This is a genomic window from Streptomyces sp. NPDC001927, from assembly GCF_053594455.1.
In genome coordinates, this window is sequence record NZ_JBSFEN010000003.1 from 622,667 (window position 1) to 637,083 (window position 14,417).

General features: G+C 73.1%; 15 protein-coding genes. 9 read left to right on the forward strand and 6 right to left on the reverse strand.

What is annotated here, in order from left to right; translation table 11 throughout:
• Positions 1 to 69 precede the first annotated feature (69 nt).
• Complete coding sequence (locus tag ACWCO8_RS10110) at positions 70 to 1,338, forward strand: AAA family ATPase (RefSeq protein ID WP_451031929.1); 1,269 nt, start codon at positions 70 to 72, stop codon at positions 1,336 to 1,338.
• Entirely contained in the window at positions 1,335 to 2,612 is a 1,278-nt protein-coding gene (locus tag ACWCO8_RS10115; RefSeq protein ID WP_451031851.1) for a vWA domain-containing protein, read from the forward strand. Before ACWCO8_RS10110 ends, ACWCO8_RS10115 begins: the two co-directional genes overlap by 4 nt.
• A gap of 91 nt (positions 2,613 to 2,703) precedes the next feature.
• Here ACWCO8_RS10115 and ACWCO8_RS10120 read toward each other — a convergent pair whose 3' ends face one another.
• Entirely contained in the window at positions 2,704 to 3,165 is a 462-nt protein-coding gene (locus ACWCO8_RS10120) for a DUF4442 domain-containing protein (protein ID WP_361597477.1), read from the reverse strand.
• Between the two features lie 106 nt (positions 3,166 to 3,271).
• Between ACWCO8_RS10120 and ACWCO8_RS10125 the strand changes: the two genes are divergently transcribed.
• Together ACWCO8_RS10125 and ACWCO8_RS10130 are read left to right on the forward strand one after the other, a co-directional pair.
• Complete coding sequence (locus ACWCO8_RS10125) at positions 3,272 to 4,366, forward strand: hypothetical protein (RefSeq protein ID WP_451031852.1); 1,095 nt, start codon at positions 3,272 to 3,274, stop codon at positions 4,364 to 4,366.
• A 126-nt stretch (positions 4,367 to 4,492) separates the two neighbouring features.
• Positions 4,493 to 5,812, forward strand: a complete 1,320-nt coding sequence (locus tag ACWCO8_RS10130) for an MFS transporter (RefSeq protein ID WP_451031853.1) — start codon at positions 4,493 to 4,495, stop codon at positions 5,810 to 5,812.
• Here the strand turns inward: ACWCO8_RS10130 and ACWCO8_RS10135 are convergent.
• The 3 genes from ACWCO8_RS10135 to ACWCO8_RS10145 all read right to left on the reverse strand — a co-directional run bounded on the left by ACWCO8_RS10135 (position 5,799) and on the right by ACWCO8_RS10145 (position 8,897).
• Positions 5,799 to 6,590: a spermidine synthase gene (locus ACWCO8_RS10135; RefSeq protein WP_451031930.1), complete on the reverse strand. Its 792-nt coding sequence runs from the start codon at positions 6,588 to 6,590 to the stop codon at positions 5,799 to 5,801. The genes ACWCO8_RS10130 and ACWCO8_RS10135 overlap by 14 nt on opposite strands.
• Positions 6,591 to 6,743: 153 nt before the next feature.
• On the reverse strand, positions 6,744 to 7,913 hold the full coding sequence (tuf, locus tag ACWCO8_RS10140; protein ID WP_451031854.1) for an elongation factor Tu: 1,170 nt from the start codon (positions 7,911 to 7,913) through the stop codon (positions 6,744 to 6,746).
• A 276-nt stretch (positions 7,914 to 8,189) separates the two neighbouring features.
• Positions 8,190 to 8,897 carry a DNA alkylation repair protein gene (locus ACWCO8_RS10145; RefSeq protein WP_451031855.1) on the reverse strand — a complete coding sequence of 236 codons (708 nt, stop codon included), beginning with the start codon at positions 8,895 to 8,897 and terminating at the stop codon, positions 8,190 to 8,192.
• A gap of 171 nt (positions 8,898 to 9,068) precedes the next feature.
• Here ACWCO8_RS10145 and ACWCO8_RS10150 point away from each other — a divergent pair, with 171 nt between their 5' ends.
• Positions 9,069 to 9,863: a TVP38/TMEM64 family protein gene (locus ACWCO8_RS10150; protein WP_451031856.1), complete on the forward strand. Its 795-nt coding sequence runs from the start codon at positions 9,069 to 9,071 to the stop codon at positions 9,861 to 9,863.
• A gap of 34 nt (positions 9,864 to 9,897) precedes the next feature.
• Here the strand turns inward: ACWCO8_RS10150 and ACWCO8_RS10155 are convergent, their stop codons facing one another.
• A complete protein-coding gene (locus tag ACWCO8_RS10155) occupies positions 9,898 to 10,059 on the reverse strand; it encodes a hypothetical protein (RefSeq protein WP_451031857.1) in 162 nt (53 codons plus the stop codon).
• A gap of 101 nt (positions 10,060 to 10,160) precedes the next feature.
• Between ACWCO8_RS10155 and ACWCO8_RS10160 the strand changes: the two genes are divergently transcribed.
• The 4 genes from ACWCO8_RS10160 to lnt all read left to right on the forward strand — a co-directional run bounded on the left by ACWCO8_RS10160 (position 10,161) and on the right by lnt (position 13,559).
• Positions 10,161 to 11,036 (forward strand): undecaprenyl-diphosphate phosphatase, encoded by an 876-nt coding sequence (locus ACWCO8_RS10160; RefSeq protein WP_362009696.1) that lies wholly within the window; start codon positions 10,161 to 10,163, stop codon positions 11,034 to 11,036.
• A gap of 76 nt (positions 11,037 to 11,112) precedes the next feature.
• A complete protein-coding gene (locus tag ACWCO8_RS10165) occupies positions 11,113 to 11,328 on the forward strand; it encodes a hypothetical protein (RefSeq protein ID WP_362009694.1) in 216 nt (71 codons plus the stop codon).
• 74 nt (positions 11,329 to 11,402) lie between these two features.
• Positions 11,403 to 11,840 carry a nuclear transport factor 2 family protein gene (locus ACWCO8_RS10170; RefSeq protein WP_451031858.1) on the forward strand — a complete coding sequence of 146 codons (438 nt, stop codon included), beginning with the start codon at positions 11,403 to 11,405 and terminating at the stop codon, positions 11,838 to 11,840.
• Positions 11,841 to 11,930: 90 nt separating this feature from the next.
• Positions 11,931 to 13,559 carry an apolipoprotein N-acyltransferase gene (lnt, locus tag ACWCO8_RS10175; RefSeq protein WP_451031859.1) on the forward strand — a complete coding sequence of 543 codons (1,629 nt, stop codon included), beginning with the start codon at positions 11,931 to 11,933 and terminating at the stop codon, positions 13,557 to 13,559.
• Here lnt and ACWCO8_RS10180 read toward each other — a convergent pair.
• Positions 13,483 to 14,388, reverse strand: coding sequence for a Gfo/Idh/MocA family protein (locus ACWCO8_RS10180; protein WP_451031860.1), 906 nt, complete (start codon positions 14,386 to 14,388; stop codon positions 13,483 to 13,485). The two genes, lnt and ACWCO8_RS10180, sit on opposite strands and share 77 nt — an antisense overlap.
• Positions 14,389 to 14,417: the final 29 nt, after the last annotated feature.

Genomic DNA, 14,417 nt, shown 5'->3' on the forward strand with positions numbered 1-14,417 from the left:
CGCCACCGGGCCCCTTCTCGTTCCCACCACGACTTTCCCAGGTGATCACTCATGACTGCTCTGTCCACCATGCCCGCGTACACACCAGCCCCCGCCCCTACCGCCGCCCCCGCCTCCCCCAATTCCCCTCTCGAAGTCGCCGACGCGTTGCTGACGCTCCTCGGCGACACCACCACCGAACCCCGGCCCGACACCCAGCTGGAAGCCCTGACGCTGGCCGTGGCCGCCGACCTGCCCGTGATCCTGTGGGGTGAGCCCGGGATCGGGAAGACGGCGGCCCTGACCCGGCTGGCCGAGGAGCTCGACCTCCCCCTGACCACGGTGATCGCCAGCGTGCACGAGCCCTCGGACTTCTCGGGCCTGCCCGTCGTCGGCGACGACCCCGCCGTGCAGGGTGTCCCGATGGCCCCGCCGGACTGGGCCGTGCGGCTGGTCCGCGCCGGCCGGGGGCTGCTCTTCCTGGACGAACTGTCCACGGCGCCGCCGTCCGTGCAGGCCGCGCTGCTCCGGCTCGTCCTGGAGCGGCGGATCGGCGCCCTCCAACTGCCGCCCGGGGTACGGATCGTGGCCGCCGCCAACCCGAGGTCCTCGGCCGCCGACGGCTGGGAGCTGAGCCCGCCTCTGGCCAACCGGTTCGTCCACCTCCAGTGGGCCCACGACGGGGACGTCGTCGTCCGCGGCCTGGGCGGGACCTGGCCCCGGGCCACCCTGCCCCGTCTGGACCCCGGGAAGCTGCCCGAGGCCGTGGAGTTCGCCCGGCGCGCGGTCTGCGGGTTCCTGACCGTCCGTCCCGAGCTCGTGCACCGGCTGCCCAACAGCGAGACGCGGCGGGGCGGCCCCTGGCCCTCGCCCCGGAGCTGGGAGATGACCCTCCGGCTGATCGCCTTCGCGACCGCGGCCGGCTCCTCGCGCGACGTCCTGGCCCAACTGGTGCGGGGCGCCGTCGGCGACGGGCCCGGCCTCGAAGTGATGGCGAGCGTGGACCGGATGGACCTCCCGGACCCCGAGACCCTGCTCGCCGACCCCGGGGCCGCCGAGCTGCCCGAGCGCGGGGACCTGCGCCAGGCCGCCCTCGACGGAGTCGTGGCGGCGGTGCGCGGGCGCCCGGACGAGGCACGCTGGGACGCGGCCTGGGCGGTCCTGGTGCGGGCGCTGGAGACCGGGGCGCCGGACCTGGTGGTCGTACCGGCGACGACGCTCGCCTCGCTGCGGCAGGCGGACTGGACGGTTCCGGCGGCGATCGAGCAGCTCGCCGGCGTGGTCTCCCTCTCCCGGCGCGCCGACGACGCGGCGGCCCGCGCCGCCCAGGCGGCGCTGAAGCCGCGGGCCCGCCGATGACGGCGGGGACGCGCGGAGCGCGAGAGCCGGAGGCAGGGCCGGACCTCCGCCTCGACCTGGACTTCGACAAGCTCTACACCGCGCGGCTGCAGGCAGCCCGGGCCAGGCCGTACCTGGCGACGGCGCTGTTCGCCCTGCACACGGTCGAGTCGCGCCAGGTGCCCACGATGGCGGTCGACCGGTACTGGCGGTGCTACGTCTCCCCCGGGTTCGTGGACCGGACCCCGGTGGAGGAGCTGGCCGGGGTGTGGGTGCACGAGGTGTCGCACCTGCTGCGCGACCACCACGGGCGCGGCGACCGGCTCGCCCGGACGCGCGGACTGACCGGCCCCGCGGAGCGGCTGCGGATGAACATCGCGGCCGACATGGAGATCAACGACGACGCGTTCGGCGACGGCCTGGTGCGGCCGGAGGGCGCCGTCGTACCGGGCGACCTGCACCTCCCCGCGGGGGAGCTGATGGAGGACTACCTGCGTCAGTTCGGGCTCGGGCCCAGGACAGAGCACCTCGTCTGGCTGGACTGCGGCAGCGGTGCGGACGGCAGCGCACGGGAGTGGGACCTCGGCCCCGACGGCGCGGACGGTCTGAGCGAGCAGCAGCGGGACGCGGTGCGGTTCCGGGTGGCGCAGGCCATCTCGGGGCGGCCGGGGAGCGCCCCGCGGGGGTGGAAGCGGTGGGCGGAGGAGGCGTTCCATCCGCCGCAGCCGTGGCGGGAGTTGCTGGGCGCGGCGCTCCGCTCGGCAACCTCGGGACCCGGCGCGGGCGACGACTACAGCTACGGCCGTCCGTCCCGGCGCTCGACCGCGCTGCCCGGTGTCGTGCTGCCGAGCCTGCGGCGGAGGCCGCCGCGCGTCACCGTGGTCATCGACACCTCGGGCTCGGTCAGCGACGCGGAACTGGGCAGCGCGCTCCTGGAGGTCGCCGCCATCTCCCGTACCGTGGGCGGCCGTCGCGACCTCGTCTCGGTCGTGTCGTGCGACGCGGCGGCCCGGGTCGCGGACCCGATCTGCCAGGCGGAGGGCATCCCGTTGATCGGCGGCGGGGGTACGGATCTGCGCGCGGGCTTCACGACGGCCCTGCGCGGCCGTCCGCGCCCCGATGTGATCGTGGCCCTGACCGACGGCCAGACCCCGTGGCCCAGCGCGCCACCGCCCTGCCGGACGGTGGTGGGCCTCTTCCCCCGTGCCAGGCGCCCCCGCTACAACGAGGACAACCCGGAGTACGTCCCGGACACACCACCGGACTGGGCACGCGTGGTGGTCATCGACGGATGAGACGGGTGAGGGGCGGTGCGGGCGTCATGAGGAGCGGTACGGAGGCGGCAGCCGGGCCGCCGCTTCCGTACCCCCATACCCCTTATAGGAGCTACTTCCCCTGGCCGTTCGGCCGCAGCGTCCAGACGACCGTCATCTCGCCGGTCACCGCGCCGTCCTCGCGGGTGATCGCGATGTGGACGGGGAACTCCGGGCGCTCGCCGGCGTCCAGTTCGGCGACGACCTCGGCGGCCGGGCGGCCCAGGGTGGCGGTGGCCGTGACGACGCCCATGGCCAGCTTCTTGTAGCCGATCTCGGCGGTCACGGCGAGCGGCACCGCGCGGTTCAGCTGGTCGCCGAAGGCGGCCAGGACGATCGCGCCGCTCGCCGACTCGGCCAGCGTGAACATGGCTCCGGCGTGCGGGCCGCCGACGTGGTTGTGGTAGTCGGCCTGGTCCGGCAGGCGGACGACGGCACGCTCGGAAGTGGTCTCCAGGAACTCGAGGTTGAGGGTCCTGGCCATGGGAACCGTGGCGGCGAGCATCTCGCCGACGGACATCTGGTCTGCGCTCATGGCGCGATGTTACCCGCGAGTAGCACGGATGGCCATCCCCCTCCCCACCCGCCCGCACGGGGGCGGACGTAGCAGGGTTCGCGCCACACCTCTATGGTTACTGGCCATGTGGCCAGGACAGCAGCCGCCCGGGGGCGAGCAGAACCCGCAGGACCAGAGTCAGAACCCCTACCAGCAGTCGGGGTACCAGCAGCCGAACCCGTACCAACAGCCGGGCTATCAGCAGCAACAGCCCGGATACCCGCAGCAGCCGCCCACGCAGCCGGGTTTCCCGCAGCAGCCCGCGCAGCCCGGCTACCCGCAGCCCAACCCGTACCAGCAGCCGACCGTGCCGCAGTACGCGGTGCCCGGAGCGCCGCAGGGCGGACCCGGTGGGCCCGGCGACGGCAAGAAGAAGCAGACGACCCTGATCGCCATCGTCGCCGCGACCGCCGTCGTCGTCGCGGCCGGCGTCACGGGGTTCCTCGTCCTCGGCAAGGACGACGACAAGAACACGAACGCGGGCGGCGACCCGAAGGGCTCCGCGTCCGCCCCCGCCACCCCCACCGGCCCCGCGCCGACCTCCTCCTCCCTCGACAACCCGCGCGACGACGCCGACCTGCAGCCGACCATCCCCGGCTGGAAGGTCGTCCACAATCCGAAGTACGGCACGCTCTTCGACGTACCCCCGGACTGGGAGCTCCTGAAGCCCGGCAGCGTCACGTTCTTCGAGGACGAGAAGAAGGGTGACGGCACCCCGGTCGTCACGATGTCGGCTCCGGTGCGCTACAAGAGCAAGTGGTGCACGTTCGACACCAACAAGGACGGCTCCAAGGAGAGCTGGGGCCTGAGCAGCGCCGGCACCAAGGGCGGCCAGGGCGCCAAGAACACCGACGAGGCGGCGTTCAACGAGGCCGGCAACTGGGTGTGGGCGGGCTACGCGCAGCACATGCCCAAGGGCACCATCAAGATCACCAAGGCCGTGCCGTACACGACCACGTCCGGTCTGACCGGCAGCGTCGCGACGGCCACCGCCCCGGGGATCAAGAAGCGGAACCCGTGCGAAGGGGACGGCAAGTCCATCGCCTTCTCCTTCAAGAACGCCAAGGGCGACTTCTCGTCGTTCGTGCTCTACGGCGCCGACGGGGTCAAGGACGAGCTGGCGGACGCCACGATCCAGAAGATCCTGGCGACCGTACGGCTGGCCCCGGCGTCTTCCTGACGCAAGTCGGACCTGACGCAAAACGGTCCCGACGTACATCGGCCTCGACGCAAGTCGTCCCGACGTACGTCGGTCCTGACGTAAATCGGTTTGGCAGGGGGCGGCGGCTACGGGGATAGTCCCGGGGTGAGAAAACCCGCCGCCTCCCCCCGCACCCCGCTCCTCTCCCGCCGCCCCGACTGGGCCGGCCGCAACTACGTCCTGCTGACCGCCGCCGCGATCGTCACCAACCTCGGCACCCACGGCGCCCTGATCGCGGCGGCGTTCGCGGTGATCCAGTCCGGCGGTGACGGCGGCGACGTGGGCCTGGTGGCGGCGGCCCGCACCCTCCCGCTCGTCCTCTTCCTGCTGATCGGCGGCGCGGTCGCCGACCGGATACCCCGGCACCGCGTCATGGTCGCCGCCAACGCGCTGAACTGCGTCTCGCAGGCCGTCTTCGCCGTCCTCGTCCTCGCGGGCGACCCGCAGCTCTGGCAGATGATGCTGCTCACCGCGCTGTGCGGAACGGGCCAGGCCTTCTTCAGCCCGGCCGCCGAGGGCATGTTGATGTCCAGCGTCAGCGGGGAGCAGGCCGGCCGCGCCTTCGCCCTCTTCCGGATGGCGATGCACGGCGCCGGCATCGGCGGAGCCGCGCTCGGCGGCGCGATGATCGCCGCCGTCGGCCCCGGCTGGGTCCTCGCCATCGACGCGGCCGCCTTCGCCGTCGCCGGCGGGTTCCGCGCCTTCCTCGACGTCAGCCACATCGCCGAGCGCAAGCCGGGCGGCGGACTGCTCGCCGATCTGCGCGAGGGCTGGCAGGAGGTCGTCGGCCGGCCGTGGCTCTGGTCGATCGTGGCCCAGTTCGCCGTCGTCGTGGCGCTCGTCGGCGCGGCCGAGTCGGTGTACGGACCGCTGGTCGCCCGGGACGAACTCGGCGGGGCCCGGCCGTGGGGGCTCGCGCTCGCCGCGTTCGGCGTGGGCACGCTCTCCGGGGCGTTCCTGATGATGCGCTGGAAGCCGCGCCGGATGCTGCTCGTGGGCACCCTGGGCGTCTTCCCCCTGGCCCTGCCGTCGGCGGCGCTCGCGGTGCCGCTCGACGTCGTCGGGCTCTCGGTGGCCATGTTCGTGAGCGGGGTGGCCATCGAGGTGTTCGGCGTGGCGTGGATGACCACGCTGCACCAGGAGATCCCGGAGGAGAAGTTGTCCCGGGTCTCCGCGTACGACTGGTTCGGCTCGACGGCGATGCTCCCGCTCTCCACGGCGCTCGCGGGCCCGGCGGAGAGCCTCTTCGGCCGGAGTCAGGCGCTGTGGGGTTCGGCGGTGCTGATCGTGGTGGTCACGGCGCTCGTGCTGCTCGTCCCCGACGTAAGGAATCTGACGCGCCGTACGCATGCGAAGGAGCTCACGCGCGGCCCCGGCCCCGGTGCACCGACGGCCGCCGACCAGGGCGCCGTCAGCCCACGCTGAACGCCCCGTCCGGCGGTACGGGAGAGGGCACCGCGTCCGCGTCGCCCACCGGGCGTGCGTCGCCGGTGAAGCGCGCGAGGCTCTCGCCGTACTCCACGCGCGCGGGGAAGGCGTCCGACGCCGTGCGGCGGGCCAGGAAGGCCGTGTCGATGTCTCCGTCGGAGGCGACGAGGACGGCGTTGCCGAAGCGGCGGCCGCGCAGTACGGGCGGTTCGGCGATCAGGGCGAGGTCGGTGAAGACGGCGGCGAAGGTGGCCAGTTGGGAGCGGAGGAAGGCGAACGGCGCCCCGTCGGCCAGGTTGGCGGCGTAGAGCCCGCCCGGCCGCAGCACCCGCCGGGCCTCGCGCGCGTACTCCACCGAGGTCAGGTGCGCGGGGACCCGCGAGCCGCCGAAGACGTCGGCGACGAGCACGTCCACGGACGCCGTGGGGGCCTTGCCGAGCCAGTCCCGGGCGTCGGCCCCGTGCACGGCGACCCCGGAGCCCTCGGGCAGCGGAAGGTGCTCGGCGACGAGGTCGAGCAGCCCCAGGTCGGCCTCCACCACGTCCTGGCGTGAGCCGGGGCGAGTGGTGGCGACGTAGCGGGGCAGGGTGAGCGCGCCGCCGCCGAGGTGGAGAACGGAGAGGGCGGCGCCGTCGTCGGCGGCGCTGTCGAGGACGTGGGCGAGGCGGCGCGCGTACTCGAATTCGAGGTGCGTGGGCTCGTCCAGGTCGACGTACGACTGCGGTGCGCCGTCGACGGTGAGCAGCCAGGCCCGCTCCCGGTCGATGTCCGGCATGAGCCGGGCGGTGCCCCCGTCGACCTCGCGCACGACGGGAATCTGCTCGTTGACCTCGTTCACACCCTCATTGTGCCTGCGGCCCCGGCCGACGGTCGGCCCGCACTCCGTGGGGTACGGAATGCGGGCCTCCCGTCCGCACGGCGGTCGGGGTCAGGCGACGGTCGTGACCGTCCCCGCGCCGACCGTGCGGCCGCCCTCGCGGATCGCGAAGCCGAGACCCGGCTCCAGCGGTACGTCACGGCCCAGTTCGACGGTCATGGTGACCGTGTCGCCGGGGCGCGCGATCGCCGCCTCGCCGAGGTCGACGTCGCCGACGACGTCCGCGGTCCTGATGTAGAACTGCGGGCGGTAGCCGGTGGAGACGGGGGTGGTACGACCGCCCTCCGCGCCCGACAGGACGTACACCTGCGCCGTGAACCGCCGCCGCGGTACGACACTCCCCGGCGCCGCCACGACGTGCCCGCGACGGACCGCGTCGCGCGGGACGCCGCGCAGCAGCAGCGCCACGTTGTCGCCCGCCTCGGCGGACTCCATGGGCTTGCCGAAGGTCTCGACGCCGGTCACGACCGTCTCGGTCTCCGCACCGAGGACCTCGACCCGGTCGCCGACCCGTACCGTGCCCCGCTCGATCGCGCCCGTCACGACGGTCCCGCGCCCGGTGATGGTGAGCACGTTCTCGACGGACATCAGGAACGGCGCGTCCACGTAGCGCACCGGCATCGGCACGTACGTGTCCACGGCGTCCAGGAGCGCCTCGATCGCGCCGGACCAGCGCGGGTCGCCCTCCAGGGCCTTGAGCCCGGAGACCCGGACGACGGGCACGCTGTCGCCGGCGTAGCCGTGCGCGGTCAGCAACTCCCGTACCTCCAGCTCGACCAGGTCGGTCAGTTCGTCGTCCCCCGCGTCGGCCTTGTTGAGCGCGACGACGATGTGGTCGACGCCGACCTGGCGGGCCAGGAGCACGTGCTCGGCGGTCTGCGGCATGATCCCGTCGAGCGCGGAGACGACGAGGATCGCCCCGTCGAGCTGGGCGGCGCCGGTGACCATGTTCTTGACGTAGTCGGCGTGGCCGGGCATGTCGACATGGGCGTAGTGCCGGGTGTCGGTCTCGTACTCGACGTGCGCGATGTTGATGGTGATGCCGCGCTGGGCCTCCTCGGGCGCGCGGTCGATGCGGTCGAAGGGCACGAAGGTGCCGGTCCCGCGCTCGCTGAGGACCTTGGTGATGGCGGCGGTGAGGGTGGTCTTGCCGTGGTCGACGTGGCCCATGGTGCCGATGTTCAGGTGCGGCTTGGTGCGCACGTACGCCGTCTTGGACATGGTTCGCTCGTTCCTTGAGCTCGAAGCGTGTGAGGGGACCCCGGGACCGAACCGACCCTCCCCCTACGGGGTCCGCCGGACGATCCGGGGAGGGTCAGCTTCGGACGCCGTCGAGTGCGACGACGGCGAGGAACGTGGAATCCACGACGGCAGCCTTCGGCGCGGCCGCGACTGCGGGCCGTGCTGCGAGGAAGGCGTACCGGAACATGCCCCCGATCATCGCGGGGCGAGCGCGCTACGTCGAACGATTTTCCACCGAGCGGCTGTTGAGCAGCATCAGAGGTGCTTGAGCGCCTCGCGCACCGAGAGCGGGGCGAGGCGGGTGCGGTGCGTCTCGACGAAGGCGCGGACCTCGTCGGGGTCCGTCTTGGCGTACTCGCGCAGGGCCCAGCCGATCGCCTTGCGGAGGAAGAAGTCCGTGTCCCCTGCGCGGCGCAGGCAGTAGGCGAAGAGCCGCTCGGAGTCGGTGGCGTCCTTGAAGCGCAGTTGGTGCAGGAGCGCGGTCCGCGCGATCCAGAGGTCGTCGTCCTCGATCCACTCGTCCATGCGCGCGGCGAGCGCCGGATCGGCGGCGACGAGCCCGCCGACGACATGGGCGGCGAGGTGGTCGACGGTGTCCCACCAGGAGTCGGTGGTGATCAGCCGACGGGCGACGGGCAGGAAGCCGGACGAGCAGCGCCGGACGTGGCGGCGGAGGTAGTCGACGGCGAAGTAGTGGTACTCGCGCTCGGGGAGGGCGAAACAGCGCAGGGCGACGGCCGCGCAGTCGGCCTCGTCGGGGCGCGGGGTGCCGTCCAGGACCGTACGGGACAGCACGCGCCGCTCGGGGGTGCGGATGCCGAGGAAGGGGGCGACGCCCTTCATGTACGCGACCATCTCCTGGGCCCGGAACGGGTCGCCCGCGGCCGGGTAGACCTCGGTGAGGCGCGCGAGCAGGGTGTCGGCGAGGGCGCTGGCGGGGACGGCGGGCGGCGCGGACGTCATGGGGGTCACAGTACGGCCGGCCACAGGACGGGCGATCACGGTACGGCCGATCACCGCACGTGCGGTCGGTCACCGTTCATCGGATGGCAGTACGCACCGTTCATCGGATGGCAGTACGGAGGATGACGGACATTACGGCGATCACACGGGTACGTCGGTTACTCTCCCCGGATGCTCGACCCCGTCACCCGACCGCCGGGCTCCCTCGCGCTCCGCTGCTCCCGGGCCATGCTGTCGCCCTGGTCGCGCCTCTCCCTGCTCGCCGCGCTCCTCCTCGCCGCGGCGACGACCGTCCTGCTCTACGAGCCACAGCGGCTGCTCGCCGAGGGCTGGCCGGCGCAGTCGAGCGGTGCGGGCGCGGTGCTCCTGTTCGGTCTGGCGTACGGGGTGTGCACGGCGGCCTTCGTGCCGCGGCCGATCCTGAACCTGGCCGCGGGCGCGCTCTTCGGTACGCAGGCGGGGCTCGTGGCGGCGCTGGCCGGGACGGTCCTGGGCGCGGGGATCGCGTTCACCCTCGGGCGGCTGCTCGGTCAGGACGCGCTGCGGCCGCTGCTCCGGGGGCGCTGGCTGACGGCGGCGGACGGGCAGCTGAGCCGGCACGGGTTCCGCTCGATCCTGGCGATCCGGCTCTTCCCGGGGGTCCCGTTCGCGGCGGCCAACTACTGCGCGGCGGTCTCCCGCATGGGGTACGCGCCGTTCCTGCTCGCGACGGGGCTCGGCTCGATCCCGAACACGGCGGCGTACGTGGTGGCGGGCAGCGAGGCCGGGTCGCCGACCTCGCCCGCGTTCCTGATCTCGATGGGCTTCATCGTGCTCTCGGGCCTCGCGGCGGCGGTCGTGGCCTGGCGCAAGCGCCACGGCCTGCGCGCCCGGGCGACGGCGACGGCGACGGCGACGGGACCATCGACGCCGGAGCCGGTCGAGGCGCGCCCGCTGGAGACGACGGGCGCGGGGGACCCCCGCTAGCGCGGACGACCGCCGCGACGGACCGGCGCGTACCTCAGAGCGCCGCGACGATCATCGCGTTCGCGTGCGGGGACGAGGCCGACCCCGCGAGCCTGACCCACCATGTGCGGTCGGCCGACTGGACGACGACGGGACCCGGGGAGACGGCGGCCCCCGCGGAGTCCTGCGACCCCAGACCCTCGGGCGGGGCCTTCATCTGAGGACGGTACGCTGCGCAACGACCGGCGGTTGATCTCCGATCCGAGACGCGACCGCCTTTTCTGACGGCACGAGCACATTCGGGACGGCCCTAGCCCCATGAGTTGGTTCGAATCATTCATCCTCGGACTCGTCCAGGGGCTGACGGAGTTCCTTCCCATCTCCTCCAGCGCGCACCTCCGCCTCACCGCCGCCTTCGCCGGCTGGGAGGACCCGGGCGCCGCCTTCACGGCGATCACCCAGATCGGTACCGAGGCGGCCGTCCTCATCTACTTCCGCAAGGACATCGCGCGGATCGTCTCCGCCTGGTTCCGCTCGCTGCGCGACAAGTCGATGCGGAGCGACCACGACGCCCAGATGGGCTGGCTCGTGATCGTCGGCTCGATCCCGATCGGTGTGCTCGGCGTGACGCTGAAGGACCACATCGAGGGCCCCTTCCGTGACCTGCGGCTGATCGCGACCACGCTGATCGTGATGGGCATCGTCCTCGGCATCGCCGACCGGCTCGCCGCCCGCGACGAGGCCGGCGGCCGGCACCGCGTCGTCCGCGAGCGCAAGACGCTCAAGGACCTCGGCGTGCGGGACGGCCTGATCTTCGGCATCTGCCAGGCGATGGCCCTGATCCCGGGCGTCTCCCGCTCGGGCGCGACGATCTCCGGCGGTCTGCTCATGGGGTACACCCGTGAGGCGGCGGCCCGGTACTCCTTCCTGCTCGCCATCCCCGCCGTACTGGCCTCCGGCCTCTTCGAGCTGAAGGACGCGACCGAGGGCGGGCACGTCTCCTGGGGCCCGACGGTCTTCGCCACGATCATCGCGTTCGGCGTCGGCTACGCCGTCATCGCCTGGTTCATGAAGTTCATCACCACCAAGAGCTTCATGCCCTTCGTGATCTACCGGATCCTGCTCGGCATCCTGCTCTTCATCCTGGTCGGCACGGACGTCCTCAGCCCCCACGCGGGCGAGTCCGGGAGCTGACCCCGCACCGCTCCGTACCGCTCTCCGCGCCGCCCGCCGCCGGGCGATCTTCGGGCGCGCACCGCACCCTGGAACCATGGCCTGGCAAGCACCCATCGTCGTGCACCGCCCGTCCCCCGACGGCGGGCGGCGCGTCACCGTCCGCGGACAGATCGTGGGCCTGGCGCACAACGACACCGACCTCGTCGAGTTCCTGCGCAGAGCGGGCCTCGAGGACGCCGACATGATCCTCGACGACCCCCACCTGGTGGAATGGCGCGGCGGCCGCCCCCACCTCTGGGAGGCGGCCTAGGGCGCGGCGCCAAAAGATCCCGCGGCGCGCGCAGGGCTCTTGGCGGGGGCCGCTTGCTGCCGGAGACTGAAGCGATGACGCAGCGCGTGGATCTCGCGACCGTGATGGACCGGATGGCCATCGACGACCTTGTCACCGGGTACGCGGTGGCCGTGGACGACTCCGACTGGGCGGGCTACCGGGCGCTGTTCACCCGTGACGGCCGCGCCGACTACCGGGGTTCCGGCGGGGTCGAGGGGCCGGCCGACGAGATCGCCGACTGGCTCGCCGAGACGATGCGGCTCTTCCCGGTGCGCCAGCACCTCATCGTGAACCGGCGCGTCCGCATCCAGGACCTCGGCGGCTACCCCGGCGACAGCGCGGACGTGCGCGCCGACTACGTGAACCCGATGCGGTTCGAGTCCGGGGAGGACTTCGTCTGCGGCGGCCGCTACGCGTTCTCCCTGGCCCGCACCGACGCCGGCTGGCGGCTGCGCTCCGTGGTCGTCGAGGAGAAGTGGCGCCGCCTCTAGCGCCCGTAAGACCGCTCGTACGGTCGTGGCGGGCACGGCCGCGGCCGTCGTACGGCGCACACTGGAGGCGACACCTGGAGGCGACGCGGCATGCGGAATCCGTTCGGCCGTCGCGGTGGGAGCGGTACCGACGCCGCGCACCCCACCGCGGCGACGCCCCACCGGGCCGCACGCGCCGTGGTCGCGGTCGTGTCCGGTGCGCTGCCCGCGCTGGCGTTCCCCGCGCCCGCCCTCTGGTGGTTCGCGTACGTCGCGCTCGTCCCCTGGATGCTGCTGCTCCGCACCGCGCCCACCGCGCGCCGCGCGGGCCTGGAGGGCTGGCTGGGCGGGGTCGGCTTCATGCTGGCCGTGCACCAGTGGCTCATGCCGAGCCTGCACGTGTTCATCCTGGTCGTCGCCGCTCTGCTCGGGCTGTTGTGGCTGCCCTGGGGCTGGCTGGTGCGGGCGATGCTCGCGGACGGACCGTCAGGAGCGCGCGCGGCGGCCGCCCTTGTCGTCGTCCCGTCGGGATGGCTGCTCATCGAGCTCGTCCGCTCCTGGGAGGGCCTCGGCGGCCCCTGGGGGCTCCTCGGCGCCAGCCAGTGGCAGGTGGCCCCGGCGCTGCGGCTCGCCTCCGTCGGCGGGGTCTGGCTGGTGTCCCTGCTGGTGGTGGCGGTCAACACCGCCGTGGCCCTCCTTGTGGTGTCCTCCGCCGCCGCACGGATGACGGCGCTGGTCGGTCTCGTGGCGTGCGCCCTGGTGGTGGGCACGGTCTGGTGGGGTGTCGCCCCACCCCGCGAGCGCGGCACGGCACGGATCGGCGTCGTCCAGCCCGGGGTGTACGACGGACCGGGCGGCGCGGAGCGGCGGTTCGCCCGCGGCGAGGAGCTGACGAGGGAACTGGCCGGCCAGAACCTGGACCTGGTGGTGTGGGGCGAGAGCAGCGTCGGCTCCGATCTGACCGCCCGCCCCGACTACGCGGAGCGGCTGACCGCTCTCTCCCGGGCCGTGGACGCGCCGATCCTCGTCAACGTGGACGCCCGGCGCTCCGACCGGCCGGGCATCTTCAAGAGCAGTGTGCTCATCGGGGCCCAGGGGCCGACCGGCGACCGGTACGACAAGATGCGGCTCGTGCCGTTCGGCGAGTACATCCCCGCCCGCCCGCTCCTCGGCTGGGTGACGTCGGTGGGCAAGGCGGCGAACGAGGACCGGCGGCGCGGCACGGAGCCGGTGGTGATGACGGTGCCGGCCGAGGGCGACCGCCCGGCGCTGCGGATCGGTCCGCTGGTCTGCTTCGAGTCCGCGTTCCCCGACATGAGCCGCCGGCTCACCCGCGACGGCGCCGCGCTGCTCATCGCCCAGTCGGCGACCTCGACCTTCCAGGACAGCTGGGCGCCCGCGCAGCACGCCTCGCTCGCGGCTCTGCGCGCGGCGGAGACCGGCCGCCCGATGGTGCACGCGACGCTGACCGGCATCAGCGCCGCGTACGCCCCGGACGGGCGCCGGGTCGGTACGCCGCTGGGCACCGACCGGAGCGCGGCGACCGTCTACGCCGTACCGCTCTCGCAGACCACCACGGGGTACGTCCGGTACGGCGACTGGCCGTTGTACCTCGCCCTGACGGTCCTGGCCGCGCTCTGCGCCGCCGAGGGCATGGGGGCGCTCAGGAGGCCTGAGTCAGAGCTTCGCGCACCACGCGCTCGCACAGCTCGTGGGTCTGGAGGGCGTCCCGGGCGCTGAGCGTGCGGCCGTCCCGTACGGCGTCGAGGAAGCCGAGGACGGCCTGCTCGATACCGCGCTGGCGGGCCACCGGCACCCAGTCCCCGCGCCGGCGGACCGTCGGCTGGCCCTTGTGGTCCACGATGTCGGCCAGGTTGAGGATCTGACGCTTCGTGTCCTGGCCGGAGACCTCGAGGATCTCCTCGGTGGAGCCGTTCATCCGGTTCATCATGCCGAGGGCGGTGAACCCGTCGCCGGAGAGCTGGAGCACGACGTGGTGCATGAGCCCGTCGCGGATCCGGGTTCGTACGTCGATGTGCTCGACCTCGCCGGGGAGCAGGAAGCGCAGGGTGTCGACGACGTGGATGAAGTCGTCCAGGACGAGGGTGCGCGGGTCCTCGGGCAGCCCGACGCGGTTCTTCTGCATGAGGATCAGCTCGCGCGGGTGGTCCAGGCACTGGGCGTAGCCGGGGGCGAGCCTGCGGTTGAAGCCGACGGCCAGGCTCACCCCGCGCGCCTCGGCGAGCTCCACGAGCCGCTCGGAGTCGGCGTATTCGTACGCCAGCGGCTTGTCGACGTACGTCGGTACGCCGGCCTCCAGGAGCCGGGTGGCGATCTCGGGGTGCACGGCGGTCGGCGCGTGCACGAAGGCCGCGTCGAGCCCGGCGGCGAGCAGCGAGTCGAGGTCCTCGTGGCGCCGGCCGCCCGGCACGTGGTGGACCTCGGCGACCCGGTCCAGGGTCGCCTTCGTCCGGGTCTGCAGATGGAGTTCGACGCCGGGGAGGGCGGCCAGGACCGGGAGATAGGCCTTCTGCGCGATGTCGCCGAGTCCGATGCAGCCGACCTTCACGGGGTCTCCCTTGCGCGTGACGAGGTGTA

Bases quoted from the DNA above. Each gene is read 5' to 3' on its own strand.
- ACWCO8_RS10110 (WP_451031929.1), top strand. From the start codon at position 70: ATGCCCGCGTACACACCAGCCCCCGCCCCTACCGCCGCCCCCGCCTCC.
- ACWCO8_RS10115 (WP_451031851.1), top strand. From the start codon at position 1,335: ATGACGGCGGGGACGCGCGGAGCGCGAGAGCCGGAGGCAGGGCCGGAC.
- ACWCO8_RS10120 (WP_361597477.1), bottom strand. From the start codon at position 3,165: ATGAGCGCAGACCAGATGTCCGTCGGCGAGATGCTCGCCGCCACGGTT.
- ACWCO8_RS10125 (WP_451031852.1), top strand. From the start codon at position 3,272: ATGTGGCCAGGACAGCAGCCGCCCGGGGGCGAGCAGAACCCGCAGGAC.
- ACWCO8_RS10135 (WP_451031930.1), bottom strand. From the start codon at position 6,590: ATGCCGGACATCGACCGGGAGCGGGCCTGGCTGCTCACCGTCGACGGC.
- tuf (WP_451031854.1), bottom strand. From the start codon at position 7,913: ATGTCCAAGACGGCGTACGTGCGCACCAAGCCGCACCTGAACATCGGC.
- ACWCO8_RS10145 (WP_451031855.1), bottom strand. From the start codon at position 8,897: ATGACGTCCGCGCCGCCCGCCGTCCCCGCCAGCGCCCTCGCCGACACC.
- ACWCO8_RS10150 (WP_451031856.1), top strand. From the start codon at position 9,069: ATGCTCGACCCCGTCACCCGACCGCCGGGCTCCCTCGCGCTCCGCTGC.
- ACWCO8_RS10155 (WP_451031857.1), bottom strand. From the start codon at position 10,059: ATGAAGGCCCCGCCCGAGGGTCTGGGGTCGCAGGACTCCGCGGGGGCC.
- ACWCO8_RS10160 (WP_362009696.1), top strand. From the start codon at position 10,161: ATGAGTTGGTTCGAATCATTCATCCTCGGACTCGTCCAGGGGCTGACG.
- ACWCO8_RS10165 (WP_362009694.1), top strand. From the start codon at position 11,113: ATGGCCTGGCAAGCACCCATCGTCGTGCACCGCCCGTCCCCCGACGGC.
- ACWCO8_RS10170 (WP_451031858.1), top strand. From the start codon at position 11,403: ATGACGCAGCGCGTGGATCTCGCGACCGTGATGGACCGGATGGCCATC.
- lnt (WP_451031859.1), top strand. From the start codon at position 11,931: ATGCGGAATCCGTTCGGCCGTCGCGGTGGGAGCGGTACCGACGCCGCG.